The organism is Dysgonomonas sp. 521 (genome assembly GCF_010501055.1).
Taxonomy (GTDB): Bacteria; Bacteroidota; Bacteroidia; order Bacteroidales; family Dysgonomonadaceae; genus Dysgonomonas.
Window position 1 is genome coordinate 35,400 of record NZ_QVMO01000002.1, and the last position, 21,724, is coordinate 57,123.

Annotated in this window: 33 protein-coding genes; 8 read left to right on the forward strand and 25 right to left on the reverse strand. The window is 36.8% G+C overall.

Translation table 11 applies throughout. The features are described from left to right. Positions 1–2 precede the first annotated feature (2 nt). From D0T84_RS01020 to D0T84_RS01085, 16 genes are all read right to left on the reverse strand, one after another. The gene (locus D0T84_RS01020) at positions 3–1,379 is read right to left on the reverse strand and encodes a DEAD/DEAH box helicase (RefSeq protein ID WP_163305014.1); all 1,377 of its coding nucleotides are present in this window, start codon (positions 1,377–1,379) and stop codon (positions 3–5) included. A 108-nt stretch (positions 1,380–1,487) separates the two neighbouring features. Then, positions 1,488–1,622 (reverse strand): hypothetical protein, encoded by a 135-nt coding sequence (locus D0T84_RS22720; RefSeq protein ID WP_255495104.1) that lies wholly within the window; start codon positions 1,620–1,622, stop codon positions 1,488–1,490. A gap of 134 nt (positions 1,623–1,756) precedes the next feature. Beyond that, a complete protein-coding gene (locus tag D0T84_RS22500; RefSeq protein WP_221413104.1) occupies positions 1,757–1,864 on the reverse strand; it encodes a DUF4494 domain-containing protein in 108 nt (35 codons plus the stop codon). After that, a complete protein-coding gene (locus D0T84_RS01030) occupies positions 1,851–2,390 on the reverse strand; it encodes a recombination protein NinG (RefSeq protein WP_163305016.1) in 540 nt (179 codons plus the stop codon). Before D0T84_RS01030 ends, D0T84_RS22500 begins: the two co-directional genes overlap by 14 nt. Then, a complete protein-coding gene (locus tag D0T84_RS01035; protein WP_163305017.1) occupies positions 2,381–2,758 on the reverse strand; it encodes a hypothetical protein in 378 nt (125 codons plus the stop codon). Before D0T84_RS01035 ends, D0T84_RS01030 begins: the two co-directional genes overlap by 10 nt. 72 nt (positions 2,759–2,830) lie before the next feature. Then, positions 2,831–3,199, reverse strand: a complete 369-nt coding sequence (locus D0T84_RS01040) for a single-stranded DNA-binding protein (RefSeq protein ID WP_163305019.1) — start codon at positions 3,197–3,199, stop codon at positions 2,831–2,833. A gap of 5 nt (positions 3,200–3,204) precedes the next feature. Continuing rightward, complete coding sequence (locus D0T84_RS01045) at positions 3,205–3,825, reverse strand: hypothetical protein (RefSeq protein ID WP_163305020.1); 621 nt, start codon at positions 3,823–3,825, stop codon at positions 3,205–3,207. Further along, positions 3,822–4,394, reverse strand: a complete 573-nt coding sequence (locus D0T84_RS01050) for an ERF family protein (RefSeq protein WP_163305022.1) — start codon at positions 4,392–4,394, stop codon at positions 3,822–3,824. Before D0T84_RS01050 ends, D0T84_RS01045 begins: the two co-directional genes overlap by 4 nt. A gap of 13 nt (positions 4,395–4,407) precedes the next feature. After that, on the reverse strand, positions 4,408–4,728 hold the full coding sequence (locus D0T84_RS01055; RefSeq protein ID WP_163305025.1) for a hypothetical protein: 321 nt from the start codon (positions 4,726–4,728) through the stop codon (positions 4,408–4,410). Continuing rightward, a complete protein-coding gene (locus D0T84_RS01060; protein WP_370525383.1) occupies positions 4,688–5,830 on the reverse strand; it encodes a reverse transcriptase domain-containing protein in 1,143 nt (380 codons plus the stop codon). The genes D0T84_RS01055 and D0T84_RS01060 overlap by 41 nt, the downstream gene beginning before the upstream one ends. An 82-nt stretch (positions 5,831–5,912) precedes the next feature. Next, positions 5,913–6,308 (reverse strand): hypothetical protein, encoded by a 396-nt coding sequence (locus D0T84_RS01065; protein ID WP_163305027.1) that lies wholly within the window; start codon positions 6,306–6,308, stop codon positions 5,913–5,915. Between the two features lie 30 nt (positions 6,309–6,338). Beyond that, positions 6,339–6,797 carry a hypothetical protein gene (locus tag D0T84_RS01070; protein WP_163305029.1) on the reverse strand — a complete coding sequence of 153 codons (459 nt, stop codon included), beginning with the start codon at positions 6,795–6,797 and terminating at the stop codon, positions 6,339–6,341. 517 nt (positions 6,798–7,314) lie between these two features. Then, positions 7,315–7,440, reverse strand: a complete 126-nt coding sequence (locus D0T84_RS22725; RefSeq protein ID WP_255495106.1) for a hypothetical protein — start codon at positions 7,438–7,440, stop codon at positions 7,315–7,317. 41 nt (positions 7,441–7,481) lie between these two features. Next, positions 7,482–7,883, reverse strand: coding sequence for a response regulator transcription factor (locus D0T84_RS01075; RefSeq protein ID WP_163305031.1), 402 nt, complete (start codon positions 7,881–7,883; stop codon positions 7,482–7,484). Between the two features lie 24 nt (positions 7,884–7,907). After that, positions 7,908–8,171: a hypothetical protein gene (locus tag D0T84_RS01080; protein WP_163305033.1), complete on the reverse strand. Its 264-nt coding sequence runs from the start codon at positions 8,169–8,171 to the stop codon at positions 7,908–7,910. A 62-nt stretch (positions 8,172–8,233) separates the two neighbouring features. Next, entirely contained in the window at positions 8,234–8,731 is a 498-nt protein-coding gene (locus tag D0T84_RS01085) for a hypothetical protein (RefSeq protein ID WP_163305035.1), read from the reverse strand. 125 nt (positions 8,732–8,856) lie between these two features. Between D0T84_RS01085 and D0T84_RS01090 the strand changes: the two genes are divergently transcribed. The 3 genes from D0T84_RS01090 (at position 8,857) to D0T84_RS01100 (ending at position 10,294) form a co-directional block, all read left to right on the forward strand. Further along, positions 8,857–9,201 carry a helix-turn-helix domain-containing protein gene (locus tag D0T84_RS01090; RefSeq protein ID WP_163305037.1) on the forward strand — a complete coding sequence of 115 codons (345 nt, stop codon included), beginning with the start codon at positions 8,857–8,859 and terminating at the stop codon, positions 9,199–9,201. A gap of 186 nt (positions 9,202–9,387) precedes the next feature. Further along, positions 9,388–9,810 carry a hypothetical protein gene (locus D0T84_RS01095; RefSeq protein ID WP_163305039.1) on the forward strand — a complete coding sequence of 141 codons (423 nt, stop codon included), beginning with the start codon at positions 9,388–9,390 and terminating at the stop codon, positions 9,808–9,810. Between the two features lie 265 nt (positions 9,811–10,075). Beyond that, positions 10,076–10,294, forward strand: coding sequence for a hypothetical protein (locus D0T84_RS01100; protein WP_163305041.1), 219 nt, complete (start codon positions 10,076–10,078; stop codon positions 10,292–10,294). Here the strand turns inward: D0T84_RS01100 and D0T84_RS01105 are convergent. Next, positions 10,291–10,476 (reverse strand): hypothetical protein, encoded by a 186-nt coding sequence (locus D0T84_RS01105; RefSeq protein WP_163305043.1) that lies wholly within the window; start codon positions 10,474–10,476, stop codon positions 10,291–10,293. The two genes, D0T84_RS01100 and D0T84_RS01105, sit on opposite strands and share 4 nt — an antisense overlap. Positions 10,477–10,642: 166 nt before the next feature. Between D0T84_RS01105 and D0T84_RS01110 the strand changes: the two genes are divergently transcribed. The 4 genes from D0T84_RS01110 (at position 10,643) to D0T84_RS01125 (ending at position 13,496) form a co-directional block, all read left to right on the forward strand. Beyond that, a complete protein-coding gene (locus tag D0T84_RS01110) occupies positions 10,643–11,281 on the forward strand; it encodes an XRE family transcriptional regulator (protein ID WP_163305045.1) in 639 nt (212 codons plus the stop codon). A gap of 11 nt (positions 11,282–11,292) precedes the next feature. Beyond that, positions 11,293–11,688 (forward strand): hypothetical protein, encoded by a 396-nt coding sequence (locus tag D0T84_RS01115; RefSeq protein WP_163305047.1) that lies wholly within the window; start codon positions 11,293–11,295, stop codon positions 11,686–11,688. A 22-nt stretch (positions 11,689–11,710) separates the two neighbouring features. Beyond that, positions 11,711–12,133 carry a hypothetical protein gene (locus D0T84_RS01120; RefSeq protein WP_163305049.1) on the forward strand — a complete coding sequence of 141 codons (423 nt, stop codon included), beginning with the start codon at positions 11,711–11,713 and terminating at the stop codon, positions 12,131–12,133. 235 nt (positions 12,134–12,368) lie between these two features. Beyond that, positions 12,369–13,496 carry a site-specific integrase gene (locus D0T84_RS01125; protein WP_163305051.1) on the forward strand — a complete coding sequence of 376 codons (1,128 nt, stop codon included), beginning with the start codon at positions 12,369–12,371 and terminating at the stop codon, positions 13,494–13,496. 57 nt (positions 13,497–13,553) lie between these two features. On the opposite strand, the gene D0T84_RS01130 is transcribed toward D0T84_RS01125, so the two are convergent. The 3 genes from D0T84_RS01130 to D0T84_RS01140 are packed head-to-tail and all read right to left on the reverse strand — an operon-like array spanning position 13,554 to position 14,992. After that, positions 13,554–13,982 carry a hypothetical protein gene (locus tag D0T84_RS01130; protein WP_163305053.1) on the reverse strand — a complete coding sequence of 143 codons (429 nt, stop codon included), beginning with the start codon at positions 13,980–13,982 and terminating at the stop codon, positions 13,554–13,556. Next, positions 13,972–14,493, reverse strand: a complete 522-nt coding sequence (locus D0T84_RS01135; protein ID WP_163305055.1) for a glycoside hydrolase family 108 protein — start codon at positions 14,491–14,493, stop codon at positions 13,972–13,974. The genes D0T84_RS01130 and D0T84_RS01135 overlap by 11 nt, the downstream gene beginning before the upstream one ends. After that, the gene (locus tag D0T84_RS01140; protein ID WP_163305057.1) at positions 14,480–14,992 is read right to left on the reverse strand and encodes a phage holin family protein; all 513 of its coding nucleotides are present in this window, start codon (positions 14,990–14,992) and stop codon (positions 14,480–14,482) included. The genes D0T84_RS01135 and D0T84_RS01140 overlap by 14 nt, the downstream gene beginning before the upstream one ends. Positions 14,993–15,031: 39 nt before the next feature. On the opposite strand from D0T84_RS01140, the gene D0T84_RS01145 reads away from it, so the two are divergent. Further along, positions 15,032–15,385 carry a hypothetical protein gene (locus D0T84_RS01145; RefSeq protein ID WP_163305059.1) on the forward strand — a complete coding sequence of 118 codons (354 nt, stop codon included), beginning with the start codon at positions 15,032–15,034 and terminating at the stop codon, positions 15,383–15,385. A 15-nt stretch (positions 15,386–15,400) separates the two neighbouring features. Here the strand turns inward: D0T84_RS01145 and D0T84_RS01150 are convergent, their stop codons facing one another. The 5 genes from D0T84_RS01150 to D0T84_RS01170 are packed head-to-tail and all read right to left on the reverse strand — an operon-like array spanning position 15,401 to position 21,721. Then, a complete protein-coding gene (locus D0T84_RS01150) occupies positions 15,401–17,707 on the reverse strand; it encodes a hypothetical protein (protein WP_163305061.1) in 2,307 nt (768 codons plus the stop codon). Then, complete coding sequence (locus tag D0T84_RS01155; protein ID WP_163305063.1) at positions 17,707–17,961, reverse strand: hypothetical protein; 255 nt, start codon at positions 17,959–17,961, stop codon at positions 17,707–17,709. Before D0T84_RS01155 ends, D0T84_RS01150 begins: the two co-directional genes overlap by 1 nt. After that, a complete protein-coding gene (locus tag D0T84_RS01160; RefSeq protein ID WP_163305065.1) occupies positions 17,927–18,127 on the reverse strand; it encodes a hypothetical protein in 201 nt (66 codons plus the stop codon). The genes D0T84_RS01155 and D0T84_RS01160 overlap by 35 nt, the downstream gene beginning before the upstream one ends. Beyond that, positions 18,124–19,362: a hypothetical protein gene (locus D0T84_RS01165; protein WP_163305067.1), complete on the reverse strand. Its 1,239-nt coding sequence runs from the start codon at positions 19,360–19,362 to the stop codon at positions 18,124–18,126. Before D0T84_RS01165 ends, D0T84_RS01160 begins: the two co-directional genes overlap by 4 nt. A gap of 19 nt (positions 19,363–19,381) precedes the next feature. Next, the gene (locus D0T84_RS01170; RefSeq protein WP_163305069.1) at positions 19,382–21,721 is read right to left on the reverse strand and encodes a CotH kinase family protein; all 2,340 of its coding nucleotides are present in this window, start codon (positions 21,719–21,721) and stop codon (positions 19,382–19,384) included. Positions 21,722–21,724 lie beyond the last annotated feature (3 nt).

The following is a 21,724-nucleotide window of genomic DNA, read 5'->3' on the forward strand; positions in this document are numbered from 1 at the left end:
AGTTATGATACTTTTAAAAATGTTGGCAACTTAAATTCAATCTGATTCTGCTCTTTTTTTTCTCTGAAAGTGAAAATGTTTCGCATGGCATCTACCATGTGGCGTTGCATTGAGTGAAACTTCTTTTGTTTCTCCTTAATGTTAGCAATTACATTCTGCATCGTATCAGTGGTAATAATGTAGATATTTACTGTATGCTTTTGTCCAAAACGCAGCGAACGCCTGATCGCTTGATAAAGCGATTCGAAAGAGAAATCCAGCGAGGCAAATATCTGGTTGTGGCAGTTTTGGTAATTAAGCCCGTATTGGGCTATTTTGGCTTTTGTTATCAATACGCGAAACTCGTTATTAGCAAAGCCCAGCAACCTGCTTTCTTTTACATCAGGCTTGTCACTTCCCTTAACCTCTACTGCGCCAGGTATGATTTTTCTCAGGTACTCGCCTTCCATATCTTGTTTGATCCAGATTATAAAATTCTCGGATGAGTTATTTACAATATCGGCCACATTACTCAGTCTATCTACCAGCGTCAGTCTCAGTTCCTTGTTGAAGTTCGTTGCATTCACGGCAATGTCGTTAAACAACATTCCATTATCCCGTTTGTGTGTTTCTATGATATTCTCTATCATATTCAGTTCAGGAAGTATGTATCCGGTATCATCAAAGCCGATATCTGATGGTTTGCTAATCATTATAGCCCATGTAGATACCCACTGCCAGAAGTCTTTTTCGGCATGACCTTTTATCCTCCATTTGGATGTGTCTCCACCATCATGAACGAAATACATAGACAGCATTTCGTTTCGCGACATTACTCCCAAAAATTCAGAATGATTGCCTAGCTCCATCGGGTCATTTGGCGATGGCGTGGCTGTCCAGCAACTTTTGTAAGGGGTATTCACAAACCTTTCCATCAAGCTGTTTCGCATCTTGCCTTCGAAGTTCTTCAGTATTGAACTCTCATCTAAGGCAACCCCGCAAAACAGTGAGGCGTCTATATTATCCAGTTGCTCATAATTGGTAATATAAATTTTAGGAGATAAGAACGCATCATCCTTCAACCGCTCAATTGAATAGCCAAATTTTTCAGCCTCTTTTATAGTTTGCCCCGACACGGCTAGCGGAGTGAGTATAATCACAGGCCTCTGCTCTCTGTCACAAACCTGTTTGCACCACTCCAATTGTTGGAAGGTTTTACCGAGTCCGCAATCTTCAAATAGTGCAAATCGCCCTGTCTCAATGGCTCTCTTTACACAGTACTTTTGAAAAGCGAACATTTGCGTATTTAGTGTCGATTCATCAACCGAAAAACCCCATTCTTTGGGTCGTTTCTTTTTTCGTTCAAGGTGTTCTGCATATTCCTTAATTCTTGTTTCCATTTTTAATACAAGTTCTTAACCGGGCCCGATTGTGGTTAATACTTATTTTCGTAACTGGTGGGAGACTCGACCTCCCACACAAATACCACCTCCAAATGGGAGGATTATTTACAGCCATTCGTCCAACTCTGCAAACTCAGAGATTAGTTTTTCGCGCCAATTTTCGATAATCCCATTTTCGTCAATGTCCATGATGATATAGTCGCCATCCCATTCACCGCCCGGACACATAATTTCGGGCACATAGCCCTCTTTACGTATTATCTCAGATTTATCTTCATCCAGCAGGCAGTATATTCCGGCATCGCATACCTTGTAGTGTATAGAAGCTGTTTTGCCCTGCTCCCAATTTAGGATTTTGCCTTCATCAATATCTATTAGCGGCTTCCATCCGTCACCATCTTTACATGGTATGTTATCGCCATCTTCGGTATCCGGATTTCCATCATCTTTTCGTAACTTATCTTACATTCAAACCAATTCATATTCTTTAATTTTAATTTTATAATATTCTATCTGCTCTTTTATTTCTTCGGTCGTCATTTTCAGTGGTTTATTTCTTATCTCTAATAGTTGTTCATATCTCTCTATGCCAATACGCATAGGAAGAGATAGCGAATATTCAGTAGTATTGCCGTGACGGTGTTGGTTGCAGGCGACACACTGACCGTGTACGTTGTCTTCGTTGAACCTTAGATTGGGATAAGCCCCGAGTGAGAAAAAATGCCCTGCATCGTATTTTCCTACTAAAGAACATCCACACGATATGCACGGCATACCTTTGTCTCTCAACCTGATATATTTATTGAATACCTTTTGCAGATCGTTTAGCCACTGCGAATGCGTTTTTAGCCGCTCTTTCGCCTTCGCTTTTTCCTTCGCCTTGTCTTTCTGCACCTTGCTTTTCGCCTTGGTTGCTATACAAGAAAGGCATAGCCTCGATACGATTATGCCATTTCTGTATATGGGCTCAAAGTTGGTTTTGCACGATCGGCATTTGATTACAACCATTGTCTTTGTCTTTTCGTTTCTTCCTGAATATGTTCCAGAAACTTATCTTCGTTAGCTTCGGGCAGATAGATACCGGCTTCATTGGCGCTCCAATTCCTAAACCGGTCTATGGCATCTGTCATTTGTTTGGTATCTATTTCTGCTGAACTCCTTATTATTGTCACACTTCCCAGATAATCATCTTCACGCTCGTACAGGAATATATCAGGATTGCATAACTTCTTGAAGTATTCCTTTTTCACAAATTTGAGATTATTTCCTGTCTCTATGCAGAACCACGAAATAATAAGGTGTAGATAGTTATTCTGCGATAATATCCGTTTCTCCCGCTTTTCTGTGAGGTCTACTTTCTTTTTTTTGTCAATCATGTATTGCACTCTGGTTAAGAAAGATTTTACCCCTGTTTCCGTTGTAAGATCGAAATACATAAGTCCAGATAATTAGAAGGGCAAATCATCATCAGCCGGTGCGCTATTCCCCTGTGACGTATTTTGCACCGATTGCGGCCTGCCGCCCAACAACTGCAAATTGTTTACAAACACACATTGGTCGGCGATGGCTTTGTTGTCTTTATTGATGTAGGCCGATGTGTAAGGCATGCCACTGATATACACCTGCTGGCCTTTCTTCAGGTAGTTGCCAAGCTTGTTGCTTTCGCCTACCAGCCTCAGGCATCGCACCCAGTAGGTCTTATTCTGTCCGTTACGCTTCTCGGTGTAAGCTATAGAGAACGAATAGTAATCTTTGCCGTTGATAGGCTTCGTTTCGGCATCTTGTCCGATATTGCCTATGATTTCTAGTCTGTACATGATTATCAATATTTTACGTAATAGTTTTTTATTTGTTGTAATATAGTACATCTGCCCCTAATGCTGTTTATAAATTCTTCGTTGCGAGGAATGCGAAACTCGATATATTCGTCAGGCGTTATATTTCTTTTGATATTTTCTTCGTCATCGTATGTCTGGACTTCGAGATAGCACAAGGTTGCAGCATCTAATTCTGAACAGAATAGCTGGTATTGAACTTGCTCATAATTATGCTTGTAGTGTTTCCGTATAAATTCAAGATATTCTTCTTCCGGAGATTCGCGATACATATTTATATCGAGATAGTCATTTGCAAAGACCGTTTTCAGCTCAATGAAATCAACAACTTTATTGTGTTCCACCTTCGCAAAATCTAGAGTCGCCCTGCAAACATCCATTTCTTTGCTCACCACTTTATATTGTGGCAGATATTCATCACTCAATGCCAAAAAGAAGCGGTCTTCGAGTATCGCTCCTGCCCGGAGCGCATTTATAGGGCTACGTTTTGCATTATAGTGTGGTATTTCATCCGAAACAAAGCGCCTCAATAGTTTTCTGTGTGACTCAGTAGTGATGCCCGACATTAAAGCGACTACATCACCGCTACCTATATACATACTCCTCATACCTTTTCCTTTATATGCCCACTTTTTACCCAAGCGTTATAAGTAGTTTCTATTTGCTTGTTCGTCAGGTCTTCCATAACACCAATATCATATCTTTTAAGAATGGTATTCAGGGCATTATTATTTGCAAGCATTACATCATATACAGCCTTTCGCTTGTCCGACAACACTTCTTCGGGTGTTCGATTTTCATGTTTTTCGCTGTCTATTTCCTTGGAGTCATCTATGCAGAATAATCCATTCAGGGCGTATTTGCGGGCGTACGAACTTGCCGAACCTGTTATCTGAGCTGCGTCCATCCCTTTCTTTGTTTCTTCCTCACGGGCATAGGCCTTGACTATCGCCGATTTACCTTTTTCATTAGTTAGAATTGCAGTAGCCTCTATGTATACCCTGCCGCCTACATCTTTGACTTCGTCCGATAAAACAAGTGTGCATTGCATTTCCTCTAAAAGGGGCTTAACTGCCTCCAAGATATCCTCACAACTGCGATAATTGTAATTGCCAAACTTGTTTAGCTGATTTTTGGGGGCTTTTAACCGAGATTGTATTTTTATTAATTCTTCCATTGTCATTATAATTTTAAGTGAACTGAAAACTTTTCTGGTTCCCGTTACCATATCTGATTTGTTTGATTGTTGCTTTGAATGGAAAGTCATCTTTGTTTATCTGGTCTAAGTCATGTTTGATGTATTTGGAATCGGTAAAAAACTTACATTCCTTTCCATCAAATCTGACTTTAACAATGTATCTGTTATCGCCATGCTGGGTCTTTATCCCGGCCTGAAAATCAATCACCTCTACCTCACAATTTAAGATGTCGCTAATAGACACTACCTGAACATCAAATATGGCTTTACCGTCATCCAGTGGCTTTATGCCAAGTTCTGAGAACTTCTTCATTTTTCACAACAGTTTTAATCAGGTTCAGCGAATTACAATATTTTGTCCAGCCTATCCACGCACAAATGGCTATCCGGTACTCTTTTGGTGTGATGTTTTTATACTTATTCAACTTCGCTATACGCCTGCAAAATTTCTTCTTGATGCGTTTGCGTAGCCGAGTGTGGGTATGGTAGAAAACATATCCGACAAAGTCGATACCGCGAGCTGTGACAGGAAATACTTGGAAATTATCTTTAAGTTCGAGTTTCAACCTGTCATTCAGATATTTCCCTATTTCTATCTGTAAGTCATGCAAATAGTTTTTATCATCGCTCAATATTACCATGTCGTCTGCGTACCTGTAATAGTATTTTACTTGTTTCTCCTCTTTCAACCAGTGATCGAAATAAGACAGATACAGGTTAGCCAAAAATTGAGAAAGGTAATTCCCGATCGGCAAACCGGGTGCAGAGTTGATAATGTCATCCAAAAGGTTCAATAGCCGTGCATCCTTTATTTTCTTTCTGACTATTAATTTCATTACTTCGTGGTCAATAGATGGATAGAACTTTCGTATGTCCATTTTCAGACAGTAACTTGTATTTTCACTGTCTTTTAAATCACGTTTGATGTGCTTTAATGCACCATGAATCCCCCTGCCTTTGATGCAGGAATAAGTATGCGAAATAAATACAGATGCCCATATCGGTTCTAATATATTCATTATGGTATGTTGCACAACCCTGTCGCGGAAAGGAAGCCGGTATATTATCCGTTCTTTCGGGTCGGTAATTGTAAATACATCATATTCCGATATCGTATAAGTTCCATTTATCAAATCGTCTTGAATCATTTGCATGTTTTCAATCAGATTGCTTTCGAATTGTTTTACACCATAAGATTTTCCTTTGCCTTTCCTCGCTTTGCTATAAGCCAGATAAAGGTTATCGGCGTCACAGATTTTATCATATAAATTCCCAAATCGCTTCATATAGCCTTTGTTTCTAATCGGAGCCTTCGGTTTCCCTACCAGCACCTTTTGAATTGTTATTTTTCGCCAAGGGGCGAGGCCTTTGCCTTGATTTTTTATCTTTACATAGGTGGGAGCTGCTCCCTGCATTCGCATTCGTATTATCGTAGTTCGAGTTGTTGAACGTGAAGGCCGCAGGAGAGCCGACTCTAAGGCAAACAGCCCTTTTTCATTATTTCAATTGCACTGCTTCCCATATTTCAGGGAATGTTTTACCGATGTGGTCGGACGCTTCACGGCTCAAAACGCGAAGGCGGGAGCAGCTCCCCGCAACCGCAAACGTAAGATCGCAGCGCGAGAAGAAGAACGTGAAGGCCGCAGGAGACATCCAAAACCACGGTGTATATTTCCATTGGTTATGATTATTCCAGTCTATTTCACCTAGTCCACATTCACGTTCAATCTTACGAGCTGCCTCTACTATTACTTTCGCATTATAGCAGGCTTCTTCATGCTCTCTCATATCTTCCGGATAAAATGAAAAGTCAATATGAGGGCGGCCTGTTTCGGCATAAGCATTATCTAATGTTTTTAGCCTTTCTTCGAGTAGTTGTTTTAAGTTTTTCATTGTGATAACTATTTTTCTTGATGTTATAAATTATGATTCCAGATATTCACGATAAAAATCAATATGCTTTGTGCCTACGATTTTAGAGAGTTTCTCGCTTTTTAGGGCGAGGCGGGAGCCGCTCCCCGCAAACGCAAGCGAATTAACGCAGTTCGAGCCGCGGAACGCGAAGGCCGCAGGAGAGCCTTGTGTCAGGAATCGCGGAAAATACCTCCACTTTGAACTATTATAGATATCCATTTTCTCCCCTTCGTTGTATGCCTCGGTCATCACAACGCATCGGTAGTATTTACGGAAGTGGTCGCGTAACCGCTCAGGTAGCTCTGTAAATTCAGGCGTATCTGGTAGTCCTGTTTCGGCGAGCATATCTTCCCATGTGTTGATACGCTCTGTGATGTCTTTGCCGAAAGTTGATTCTAATGCAGACTTCATACTGTCAGACGATTTGTATAATCCTCTGAGTTTCTGTTCTAATGATTTTGTTTCCATAAGTTATTATTGGTTTAAATTGGTAATGATTCTAAAATTGCCAGTCCCTTCTAGTCTAACAAGCGCGTATCTGTTTCGACCTGTATCCGGCGTTTATCGGGATTCTGTCCCCCTGAAACCGCCAAAGGTTATTACATCGAATTGTACGAACAGGGGTATATCGTATGTACATGGTTTGGTTTTTCACCGCGGCACCATAAGCATAGCTTTTAGCAGTACATATTTTATCTTTTTTCTTGTCGCTTTCTTTTAAGAACTCACATATCGATTTAGAGAGAGAAAGCTTTTCAATACGTCAAAGAACTTGTCTTTGTGGCTACCCCTAACCGAATAGGGACGGTCTTACCTGTAGCCTAATATCTTTTTATTGTTGGTACATCATAGGCTATCTGCTCACTCAGTTTGCTCTGAATTCTATTGCATTTGTGGCAGCTGTGAAAGCATAGCCAGATGGAGATGAATAGTATAAGCCCAAGCGCTATATCAAAAAATTCGATCCGGGGTAGTCTCTTTTTTTTCATAAGTATTGTTTTTGTAGTTCGTATACATCTATCCGGCCGATTGATTCTTCTACTATCATGCCTACCGCCTTGTCAGACAAGTAGGGCTTGTAATCGTGGATATCTAATTTTTGTACTGTCATGGTTGTATTAGTTTTCTGAGTTTATTGATTTTGCTGCATTATTAAATTAGAAATGGATCTGTTTCAAGTCCTTTAGGACGTTTTGAGCGTCTCATTCTTGATGTTTCCGCAATCTCTATTCTTCTGTAAAAAGATGTTGTTTCTTGAACTATATCAAAGCAGATAAGTGAAATAAATACACAAACGATTGTCGTTTTTATAGCATCTTTATTTTTAGCTATGAAAACCCTAGCCTTCTTTATGGCTATGCGTTTTGCATACAAAATGCTTAATTCGCTTCTGTTTCGAACACCTAACACATCAAATGCTGTCATTATCTGGTTGTTGATTGTACATAAGGCCTTAAAATATTTATCGGCTATTTCTTGCTTTTCCATTCCGGAAGCATAATCCTGCGAAACAACATCTACACGCTCAGTCAGTTCAGTAAATACTCTTTCCATAATGTCGTGTGTTAGAAAGATTATTTATGCTTCTCCCTTTGAATGATCTCTATAGACAATCGAAGTGTAGCCTTCCTCTAGTGTTCGCAATACAGAGAACTTTACTTGCCAGAACTCAATTTCTTTCAATAATCTAGCTTTATCATTATGCCTTAAAGCTTCTTGTCTTATCGATTGGTAACGATCTCTTTTTTCATCCTTAACATGAAGTATATCCCCCGGGTACTTTAGTTTTTTAAATAACCCCACGATGGTATCGCCTGGTTTTAACTCAATTTTCTTTTTCATACTTTAGCGATTGATTTATGTAGTATCTTAATGTTCTATCATTTATATTTTGCGCGGCTATATTACATTTGATATATTTCATTTTCTTTATTTATACGTTCTACCATTGCGCGAACTGAACTCTTAAGTTCTTCAATAAGCCTAGGTAATTCGTCATATTCTATATTATAAGCGTCTACATAGCTTCTATTATGGTCAATATCCACAAGCTCAATGCATCTATACTCAAAACCTCTAACTACTATACCTACTTCAATAGTTACGTTCATAAATTCTACTTCGATAGTTTCTTCTGTGTTGTAATCGAAATAGTTTATTTTTTCTTCTATTTTTCCGAGAAGTAAGCTAAGGTTTGACAGAATATTATCCTCTTGATATTCAATAACCCTATCTTTTTCAAAGTATCTTTTGTTCAAATACTTTACTGAGCGAGAGAAGATATTGTTAGGATTAATTCTGTCTACATGCCTGCGAGTAATGCCTAATACATTAGCCACTTCATCAATACTGTAAGCTTTGGCTATATCTATTTGTGGTTTTTTATAATCTTTAGTTCTCATGGCTAAATGATATTTATGTATTATTGTATGTTGTTTTTTATTCGTTACTTTTGTATTGTTATAAACTTATAGTGCAAATATCAAATATATTATTGGTATATGCAAATAAATTATTGGTTATTTTTATGGATTTCAATAATATTTTTGATAGAATTTCTTATATAATTGAAAAAGAGGGTCTTAATATATCTTCTTTTGCTAAGAAAATTGGGGTTGGGGATCAGACGATTAGAAATATAATCACCTATCAGCGCAGTAATCCAGGATATGAGGTATTATTAAAAATAATCCAAACATTTAATTGGGTAGATGCAAATTGGTTGATATCCGGTGAATCCAAAAAAATGAGTGATTTGGCGAATGATGGGTGTTCAGAAGAATTAATAAAAACCAATCTAAACTTATCAGAAACCATTAAGAATCTCTCAGAAACCATTAAATCATTAACCAATAAATCAAAGAGCGATTGAATATGATATTTATGTATTATTGACTTTGTTTTCTTATTTATTTTATCTTTGTAATTGTAATCGTATTGTTATAAGATTACGATACAAAGGTAGTGAACTAGTTCACAATTCATATATAATTTGTGAATTTATTCACACGGTTAACTTTATTTAATACTATTCATTTTTTAACTTAAAATTAAGGGTATGGAAAATGATAGATATAGGCTTGTGTTGCTTGAACATATAAAGGATAGAACGAAGCATAACGACAAGGAATTTAATCGTTTACTATTGAACTACCCTGATTATGTGATTGGCAGATTTGATATAGAAAGAGACTTGCTAAAGAGAGGATTTTTAAAGTCTGTTGATTTGCGACCCGATCTACCCAATCAGGATGATGATGGCAATTACATAGACTATAATAAAAGGGGAATAAAAAAGTATGAGACTATTACCACCGAAAGCGGCATAGCCTCATTAAAGAGCAATATATTTTCATCAGAAATACTTGCTAAGAAAAGAGAAGAAATGCTTAGGCTTCTTGATATTGCTGTCAAGTGGTTTGCCGTCATTGGTGGTGCGCTTGGCTTGTATAGCTTCTTGCGTACATTCTTTTGCCTTTAACCTAATATAGTCTTTAATCAGTTCGGAATATGTCATTTGATGAGATTCAGTATGCAGGTAATTGCCTTCGTTATCTCTCAATATTATGACTACTTTTAATTTATCTTCTTTAATGAAATTGTATATATCTTTTGCATCGGCAGTGATATAATCTAAATTAAAGAAGTTGCATTTATTGGAAGCAATCTTAATGCATTCAAGCATTAAATCATGGTCAATTTCTGGGTGATTGTCATTCATAACTATAAATATTAAATTAAACGATATGAACAGATTTTTAGAACTAAGCATTGATGGAAATATAGCATTAATACAAGAGGATAGCATATCTTACATAGCTGTATTCAATGAAAAGACTAATATATTTTTTATCGGAGGAGATTCCATAATAGTTGATGAATCCTTAGATTCAATAAGAAATATATTAACTAAAAGGAAGCCATCAACAAGAGATAGTATAGATACCGGTGGGGTATTCTACTAATCTTCGTTAGCAATAGATTTGAAATTTGCATTAGCCTTTTCGTGGGCATCTATGTATTCTTTGACAATGGATGACAATTCTTTAGCGAAAAAAGCAAGACCACTGATCCCTTGTCTTTCAAATAAATTTACAGCTTCTTGTCTGGCTGCAATTTCAAGTTTAGTTTTTGTTATTGGCTCCATAATTCTAAATATTAAAACAGAAAGCAGCATACAAATTGGGATTGCATACTACTTTCAAGGTTTAAACTAATTTCTTAATTATTGCAATCGCCCTAATTTATCGTAATGCAAATATAACTATTAATCATTAATGCAGTGAATTAATTCACATTTTAACTATTTAAATATGGAACTTAACATAAAAGAACTAAGAGATAAATTTGGAAAATCACAACAAGCGGTATCAAATGATACTGGAATATCTAGGGATAAAATAGCTAAATGGGAAACTACATCTCACAGACCTAAAACAGAAGATTATATTAAATTAAAAAATTATTTCGAATCGCTAGCTAAAGAAGATGGAAATACAGATATTCCTTTAAAATTCTTACAAGCTGAAAATCAAGGTCAACCAATACTTGATATACGTGTATGTGCTGGATATGGCATTGGATTAGAGGGTGATGAAAATAAAGTGATTGAGTGGGTAAATATTCCAAAGTTTAACGGCTGCTATGGCGTTACCGTTTATGGAGATAGTATGTATGATAAATATAAATCTGGAGATATAATATTCGTTAGACCGATAGAGGGACGTAACGACTTTGACTTTGGGCAATGTTATGTAATAATCACAAGCGAAGATCGATATATAAAAAATATATATGAAAGTGGAAGGGGTGACGAATATATTACTATGACATCATATAACACAGATATAAATCCTGATGGAAGGCGAAAGTTTCCAGATAGAGATATGCTTGTGGACGACATAAAATTTTTATATAAAGTAGCAGGGAAATTAACAAGAGATCAACTATAAAAATTAACATTATGAAAAAACTATTATTGTTACTTATACTTCCATTATTTTTTTCGTGTGGAGGAGATGATGAACAGGATCAAAACATAACGCCTAACCGAAAATATAAATATGTTATTTATAATGATCCTGACTACATTAATAAGTGTGATGTTTATGATATAGTAATAATAAATAATGATGCTTTCGGAAAACTTGTTGATACAGATAAAATTGAGGAAATAAAGTTTGGTGAAAAATCGGATACAATATACACGAATGGATGTAATATTTTCTTTACTCATAAATACAAGGATAAAGACGGAAAAGAGCAATATGGACGGATTAAAAATGATATATTCATTGAGGAAGATTATCCTAATATTATAAGTCTATCCGGATTTCACGATGATAGAAAAAGAAATTAACCTCATTTATAAATATTTCATCATGCTAACACTTTCATTCGGCAAATCTACATCGCCTCGTTATCGCGACGCCGTAAAGCTTGCAGAGAAATTCACCGGGTATAAAAATACAGGAGGTAAAATATCTGTGTTGCTATCAGTGAAAGAAGTATTTGAGAAGTGGGAGTATTTCAATCAATTGTTTTGGACTGCTGTAGATTGGAAAGAAACAACATTATCTTATGAAGATATGACTTATCATTCGCATACGGATAAAACACGTATTTTTTATGCTCTGCAAAATTCACATTGGAAATGGATAAATTATGTAGAACAAAAGTTATCTTTGCAATTCAATATTTCGGAAGATAATCTTGATTTATCAAAATTGGATACTACGAATATTGATGATAAAACAGCAGATTTGTTGATAGACTTCTATAGCATAAAAAAGCAGGGTTTTTAAACTGTTTGTCGCTATTTTGTTACTTTGAAATATAACTTGTTGATTATGTATATAATACATAGTTCCGGTCGTGCTACTGGGAAACCCGCCTGGAAAGGCGGGTTTCTTTGTTTATAAAGGGTTTGAGGGTGTTTCTGTTTTCTGAAACTATCTATATTTTGTTACTTTTAGGACATTTTTTGTTACTAATTTGTTACCTTTGTTTTATTGGTAACAAAAATCAGTAACACACGGTATGGTTGGATTATCTATAAATTTTATTTTTGATGTAAAAGGTGTATCTAGTCTTGAAAAGCAGGGCTTGTTACAGATAGTTATAAGGCAAAATAAAACATCTCGGAGGAAATACATATCTACTGGTATCAGATTGTACAAAAATCAATTCTCAGATAAAAAAGGATTTACCTGTATTAACCATGAAAATGCAAAAGACGTTACGTCTACAGCATGGGAAATGTATAATAAAATAGAGAAGTTCTGTCTATCTGACAGATGCATAAAATGGGAAGATATAGAAAAATGGGATAAAGATAAAAACGATCTTGACTCCGTTATTAAATTTATTGAATCGGAGATGAAGTTGCGAAATATGGAATATAACACTTTGAAGGCGCATGTTACTTTGGTGAATAAGTTAAATGACTTCAAGAAGATAAAGATTTTCTCTGATCTAACCTATTCCAATATAACAGAGTTTGATAAATACATGCGAGACAAAGGTATTGGAAATGTTTCTATAAATAAAAATCATTCTCTTTTCAATTTGTATATCAAAATAGCAATAAACAAGGATTTGATAGAGAAAAATCCATATAATAAATTCACTCCGCCCAAAGGGAAAAATAACGATCCTGTTTTTCTCACACAAGATGAAGTGGAAAATATTAAAAAAATATCAGGGCTTAACGATAAACTTGAAAAGGTCAAAGATTTGTTTATTTTCCAATGCTACACCGGTATGGCATATATTGATATGCAGGGTTTCTCAAAAAATAGTATTCAAGTTGTAGACGAACAAGAAGTCATTAGGAGTAGTCGAACCAAGACGGATGAATCTTTTATTTTATTATTTCTGCCTGATGCAAAAAAAATAGCTGAAAAGTATAATTACAATTTACCTAAAATAAGTAATCAAAAATACAATGACTATTTAAAATTATTGATTGCTCATCCCAATATTAATATAAATAAAAAGGTGACCTCTCACACCGCCAGACACACATTTGCCACATATCTACTAAATAAAGGAATACCAATAGAAACAGTATCCAAAACCTTGGGGCATGCAAGCATAAAGCAGACACAGTTATATGCCAGATTGTTAGGCAAGAAGGTTATAGATGACATGAAGAAATTATTATAGAATGCGATAAACCGCCCTACTTTCACAAGCAAGACGGCTGCCAATAGAGAATTAATACTAAAACATCTTTTTTAAATACCTGATACCTATATAACCTAAAACGATCAAAATTAAAACCCTCCCGCACCATACTTGAAAGCCCTGAAAAGGTGTAAGCCTGTTCACTTCCTTCTCAATCTCTACAGGATATGGAACTTGTATGCTATCTTTAATAAATATCGAATCCCTCATTAGTTTATCCCTATACAAGTATCTGTACTTATTCAGAAAAACAGTATCATTTTTTGAATAAATAAAAACAGAATCCATTACATGAATTGAATCTCGATGCCATCTATCAATATATTCTTTTTCCGTTTTTGTCGTTTCTATCGGTAAAGGAACATATTTTGTTTTGCACCCGGATAATCCAACAATTAGAAGCAATAATGATAATATTATTATTGCTATAGTATTTACCTTTGATTGATCTGCGTTATTCTTCATATCTATAGTCATTTAAACGGTTCAACCATCCTTTTAAAAATACCTTTTGTGATGGATTGTGCTGTGCAATACTTTCAAAATGCTGTTTTCTTCTATCCCAAAGCTTTTGAAACAATTCCTTTTGATCCGGGTATTCATTCACAGCTGCAAGTGTCTTTTTCCCTACTATGCCATCAGCAACCACGCCAAGTACCTGTTGAGGGTATTTTATACCATAGCTACCAGAACCCCACACCCAATCTACAAGAAGATTGGCTATTGACTGGTTGTTTATCAGATCGGCTTTCCACTTATCCCAATAAAGGGTTTTTAGCACATCCATCCATTCTTCATTGGATATATTTTTCAAGTCATTTACCGATGGTTGGGGTAAGCCTTTTAATTTTCGGTAGTAAGTACATGTGCCGATGGTAATCCCCTTATTTGTTGCACCACCCTTATCATTTGGATGATTCACAAAACCACCTTCCCATTTTAGAATTTTAGGCACTAAAAATTCAATCTTTGCCATGATCTTCTTCTGTTTTTTTGTGAGAGTGATTTTTATTCTTCTTGATTACTTCCGATAAAGCAGTTAATAAATCATCCTTATTTTCAATCAAGGTTACAATATCATCTAGGTTTTTGGATAACCTAATTTTTTCTTTGTCTTCTGCCTTTTCCAACACTGACCGTCCTTCAACATATATCAAGTATATGCTTGCTAAAATTGTTACAAAAGGTATTGGTGGAATAGGTGCATCAAATGATGTTATAACAAAAGTTATTATAACATCAAGCATAAAAGCAAAAAATAGGGCTGTGTAATACAAATTTACCTTTGAAATGGTTCTTTTCAAACCATAGGATGTTCTTGCTTCACCTCTTATTTTTGCTTTCATATAACCGCTTCTTAGGTCAATTGCAATGGCAGCAAAAACAAACAACCACATGATTGCAACAATGATAAGTTTAATTTTTAGTGATGAATAATCACCTTCTAAAATTGATTTTATAAACAATAATTTCATTACTTTTGGAATTTAACAATAACGCAATATTTAACAATTATGAAAAAGATATTCTTCCTTTTACTGATATTGCCTTTAATGGCATGTTCATCTGATGATGAAAATGAAAGCGATAGTAGAATAAAACCTACCACCGAAAACATTATTGGATATTGGGTTGACAAGACTAGAACGGAACATAATTTTTTCCAATTCATAGATAGTAAAAATGGAAAACTTGGCTTTTATACGGAAAAAAATTCTTTTTTGAAAACGGATTTTTCATATACTATTTCAGAATATTCAATTAAATATGTTACATCGTATGGAAAATCATATTCCTTTGATTTCTATTTCAAGGATGATTTTCTTTATATAGGAAATAGTAAGTACGAAAAATTAATCTCAAATTAATCTCAAATTAATAATTTATGATATATTTAACGCTTTTCCATTCCTAAATAATCTACCACTTTGATTAGGATCAGAAGAAGGCAATCCATTCATACTAACTTCTAAATTATAACTTCCTTCACCATTATCATTTGGTATATAATATCTACTTGCTGAGAATGACGGTTGTGATTGATCCTCCCTATTAAAGAATCCCACATTTTCAGGGTTCAAATAGGACATATATCCGGTTGAATTATCTAAAAATCTAATTTCATACCCTGTTATATCTAATACATAAGCAGGTTCGTCCCCGGTTTTCCATCCAAAATGATTTAAAAGAATTCTTGGTAAAAAGAATTTTTCGCCATCATCACCCTCATCTTCCTCGAAATACATATGAATCAAAGTTTGCCCTATACTATTTATAAACTTTAAACTCCTATCTTCAGGATCAATCTCTATCCTATTCCCATTCTTATTACTCTCAAATTTCCCCGATAATAAAAGATTCCCTAATGCATCCCAGATAATATTCTGGTTTGCCAACCACCCCGAACCATCTACTTTAAACCCAATTGGAGTTTTTCCTTCCGCAGCATCATCAAGTGGTCCACCGAAATAAGCGACTACATCATCCGGCTCTATTGCTGCTCCGTTTATGCCTGCTACCTCTTTCCATTCATCACCAACGACAGCGCCCAGACGTATAAGGGTCGTCAATAATAGACCTTTGTCAATCATGGTTTCGTTTTCCAGGGCAATACGAAGATAGTTTAACGCCTTTATGTTTTTTAAGTTCCCGTTAACAGCTTTCATTGCTTCCAGATATTGAACATCAGCTTCTTTTTTATTTCCCTCAATGCTGTTTTCAATTCGGGCAAGACGCTTGTAGTCCATTACATTTCCTACAACATATTCATCCTTCGCAGTTATCGGATATTTCCGGTACCCATATACCCGCGATAATTTTTCGCCCGATTCGAAGATCATGCTAACCATCCTTACCCGTTGGCCAATCTGTAAGTCAAGGTCATTTTCAAGCCGGAAGACAGGATTTACAATACAGGTATAAGTTGCTGTATCGGTAGCGATAGTTTTCAAATATTCCCTTGCAGCATCTTCCAGTTCCTTCTCTGCTTCCGGAATGTATTGATCGCCCACAAGAGAAATATCGAAACCATATAACACATATTCATCCCCTATCTTCGGCTTCAATATTTCATTTGGAATATAATTGTCGCCTTCAGTAATAACGATAATCTCAAATTCATCTGTTTTATCACTATATGAAAGTTCAAAATCACGACCAGCCAACCAGCTGTTATTACCGAATTGGAGCATCAATGTTTCGTTTGCCAGTATATATTCAGACTTAAACTGTAACCCCGCATCTTTAATATAATAGATTATAAATGGATCGCCGTTTTCATCTGTTTTCTCGACCTGTCGCAAGCTGGTAACATTACCGATACGTTTGGGGTAAATATCTTCGAATATTTTTACCCTTTCGATTATATCAAGCCTGTTCATACCGGGGAAGGCATCAACATAATCGCCCACTTCTGCCGGAAGCCGCAACTTCTTTTGAACAATAGCGTCTATTACTTCATCATCGCTTATCTGCCGGTAATTTTTAGGGATATTACGTGTGGAGCCAAAAGCAAACAGTCGTGTACAATAATCTTCCTCACTTTCATTTGCTTTTTGAATATCGATTAATGATACTTCACGGCGTAAAGTAACTATATCCGAACTTTCACGCTGATATACCAGGTTTATAGTTTTAAGCTCGTAATCCACATACCATTCCGCTTTGAATGCTTCGGCAATATCAGTCAGACCATCAAATACATTCTGGCTGTTGAAAGTAATGTTTTGCAGATCCGTTGGTTCAATAATACCAACAGTCCATTCTTCATTCAGATAGTTACTTATATTATCAGCTGCTATCTCAAGAAATTGCTGGGCTTTGCCATACAATACCCATTCCACTTCCTTATAGCCCTGCATGGTGTAGAACATAACACAATCAAGAAAGAACATCTCCGAAGCCTCGAATTTCAACTCATATTTATATAATTGTGTATTTACCTCTTTCGGCTTGCAATCTTCCCTTAATCTATACTTTATACCATTATAGTTGATATAGTCTGCACGTTTAAAAAATTCTCTGGTTGGGTAATCAAATGAGAATTGGATGTAATGTTCACCCATTACCTCATTGCTTACAACCATATCGTCCGGCATGGCAATAGATGCTTTTGGCTTTATTGCTTTACTATCATACACCCAAAGGACATATTCTTTAGGTGTATGCTTTATGTTACCTACTTCAATCATTACAAAATATATTTATCTATCAACAATAATATTGCGATGGGAATCGCGCCCATCCATGTCGCAATTGTATCCATCCATGTGAATCCGGTTTTCCTTACATACTTATCAATAAATTCTTTTCCTAAACCGGCAATCAATGGGAACAAAAGAAACCACACCCATAAATAAGCCAATTGAGCCAAAAGAAGCCCGACAATAAAGTGTAAAACCTTATCAATATTATTCCTGCACCAGTTCTCTATTTTCGTCTGCATTGTCCTGATAGATTAATTGATTGTCTTTAATATACTGCTTAGCTTCGTCAATAGAAGTAAATTCCATATACACCACATCATCGGCGGGGTATATCGTTGCCCCTCTCGGCATTTCCTGTAACGGCATTATCAATTTGCCGTCTTTATGTAAAACGATGTACTTCATGCTCCTAAATTTATTATTGTTACTCCTTTAGCCTGTAATGTTTCGACCGCTGCATCTGATGCAATTGTGCGTGTGCCGTAATACGACATGATTTTCAGCCACGAACTTTCGGGCAAGGTAGGTGCAAAATCACAAGTTGCCATATCGTTAAGAAACCTGTCTACATCACCTGATGTAGCAAATCTGACAGCTTCCAACGCCATAATATATGTCCGTGAAGCCAGTTTGCCCGACCATGTAAATACCGATTTTCCGTTTTGATTCGAGAAAAATGTAAGGTTGTTGCTTGTAAACTGGCTTATATCCCCATATACGCCATCAACACCTTTCAAACCCATTGTATAACCTACTGTTGCTGCACATTTATGAAATACGGATATATCGCCTGTAATACCTTTACAGTTCTCAAAATTGACATTGCTTAGGTTCAAGCCCGCAGGAATATGTCCTGTCAATACGGACAAGTCACCTGCAATCTTCGTGTTTGGAACGGAGAACAAATAAAGGTTGTGATGTATGCCAGTAGTAAGACTTCCCGCCACATCATCAAAATTAGCCCGGCACGCTATCTGAAGATTGCCCAGATATAGTTTGTTCAATATCCGTGTAGCATCGCCCGTTAGCGGTGTCATATCCTTATATATGGCTGACGATGCACCAGAACGGGTTATCATAAAGTCCGTCAGGTTAGAATAAGTAGAGAAGCCGGACAAGTCGCCGCCTATTGCCGTCTGTAAGGCTACAAAATGTTCGTTCCTTATATTGGCAAATATGGATATATCGCCTTTCAGCCCGATTGCAGAACGCACGGAACGCAAATCATTGTATTTCAAAGCATCTATATCAAAGTCAATATAAGCGGGCATGGAGCTTATAGAGTTATTGGCGTTGGTAAAAAAATAAGTAGTCAGCGTTCCTAGCCCTATTATTCTGAACTTATTGTTCAATGAAATATATTCCGCTTCGGTAGCTTTGAAATATATGCTCACTTCCGCGCCCCAGTTTGCCGTACCCGATACCGTTTTGCCGATAACAGTCGTAAGGTCACTCTTATAAAAATTGCCGTCACCTTTCAATGTGAACGTATAAGCACCATTCAGCCTGAAAGTCATTTTCACAAAATCGTTTTGTGTATTGTGGCTTCCTGTAGGGACAACCATAAAACGGGCTTCGTTCAATTTTAACAAATCAGTTGTCACCGATTCAGTTAATTTTATTTGTAAACATTCTGCCATATTATTGTATTTTTTAATTTTAATTGTAATTGAAATATAAGTCCAGGTTCACGAGTTTAGCCGTTACCCATTTTTCGATGCGTTCAATCGAATTGTAAAAGCCGAGCGCATTGGGTACGTTATCGTATAGCTTTGTTAAAGGCGCATTGCCCGTTGATGGATCTATACATTCAAAAAGGAAAGTTTGGTATTTGCATTTATCGCCTACATTGTAAGCAGTTGCGTTGTTATACTCTGTGCCGTTATCCCACTCATCGCCGACAAGCTTCCAATATGCTTCATTAATATAGGATTTGCGATATGAAGGTGTTTCGCCCCATTTCTCAAACTCCTTTTTATACATGTCCGAACCTATCATTTCAACCCACTCATTAAAGAGATTGACAACGTTTTCAGCCGTAAATATCCCTTTATCCCTTAACTCCTTATAGCGGGCTTGAATTTCGGGTTTATATAATTGGTTAAGCCAATAAGACGGCAAACGGTTTTCGAGCCCAAGAATAGCGCTCAAACTGTTACGTTTTACCATATTGCCCCGCCAGTGCATACCGAACACACTATCATGGTCGTAAAAAGTAGGACACCATTTAAGCCCATCCCATGTACACCATATCCAATTTTTGGCGAAACCGTCAAAATTGTAGACAAATTGAGCGTGTACGAAATAATCAATAAAGAAAGGCACATCGAAGTATTGTTCAAATTCGGCTTTGGTAGTAGACCCCGAAAAAGTAGGCAAGGCATTACTGAGCCTCACAATATTATCTTTCACCTCTTTTGAAAAAACGTCCGTATTTGACAGTTCTTTCGGATAGTCGCCGTTATACTCATTTCCGTTTATGTCTATCAAGTCTTTCGGGTTGCGTACTTCAAATTCAGACCATACGATATTGTTTTGCCAAAATGTACTTAAAGATAAATTGCCGTCCAGAATGATATGTTTTGAATCACCTTTATTGGCTGCATAATTATCGCGATGCTTCTTAAGGTTGAGAGCATACAGGCCGTAAAATTCTTCATTGACGTATATAACAACGGGAAAGCCATCAGGATGGCATAAAGCCTCGTTTACTATATCAGCTTTCAATATGCCTGTGCCATCGTATGCAGTTGCAGACGGGTAAACGCTTTGATAAGGCTTTCTTTCCCCAACCGGGCGTGTTTGGTACATTTGTTCGCATAGCTTGTAACTTACGTTACATTGCCCCCTGAAAGCGTCTATATAATATTTCTTTATATGGAAGCTGTCTTGTGCTACCCAGTTCCCAAACTTGATTTTACAGTCGGTAAAGTCTACAGATAGGTTTTTTACCATGTATGCCATTGACGATGTGCCCTGTGCATTCAGAATAATGGGCTTCCTGAAATAGTTACCGTCCTTATCCCAATATTCCAATATTGCGTGTATATCGTCAAATTTACCCGATGGCATCCTTGAAACAATAAGGTTTATCCGCGCCGCAACTCTCGGTATAGGTATGGCAATATCGGATTGTTCCGACCAGTCGCCTGTACCTTTGCCCGGAGAAAAACCGCTGTCTATTAAATCCTGTTTAAGTTGGGTTATGGCTTTGACAGATAGTTTTATCCTGTCATTTATGGTTGCTGTTTCAGTCTCAAAGGTACATTCCCACTTTGTACCGTCCTTACGGCGATACGATAAAATCCTGTTTTCAGCGTCCAGCGTCACTTCTATTCGCCCCTCGTTATCGGTTACAACGGATAGTATTCTCGATATTGCGCCGATAGCGGCGTTCACGGCTGTGTCGGATATAGGTTTGCCCGTGTTGCCTAATACGTTTACAACATCTGTATAGTTAAGTTTTAGCTTAAGGGCTGCTTTGGTATCTTCGGGCATGCCTTTGGCGACATAGATTTCTCCGTTACGGCGGAAACCGCAAAGGATAGCCGTTGATGTGTCTGTGATGGCGAAAAGATACTCACTATTCGATATAATGGATAATTGAGCATACACGGCGGGTATATCTTCGGATATTGCTACACCTGTATCAGACCACGAATCGTTTTTATACTCCCATATAGTGCCAGTATCTAAAATACCCGCTTTGTCGCCCGCTTGTGGTTGTCGCACCGTACCGCTAGCAATATCCGCCTCCAACTTTTCAAGCGTGGAAAAATAGCCGAGATTGTGTTTGTTTTCTTCTTTTACGGCTTCCAAATCCGCATGAGAGGCTTTATTTTGTTCTAAATCATTGAGGGCATCGGTTAGACCGAGTATTTGCGTTTGCGGTAATCTTTCCGATTTATGCCAAAAAGACTTCCATGAATCCGCAAATTGCTTTTCTGTAGGCTCTTTTCCTTTTTTATAATATGATAATATTGTAAGTAAATCTATCATTGC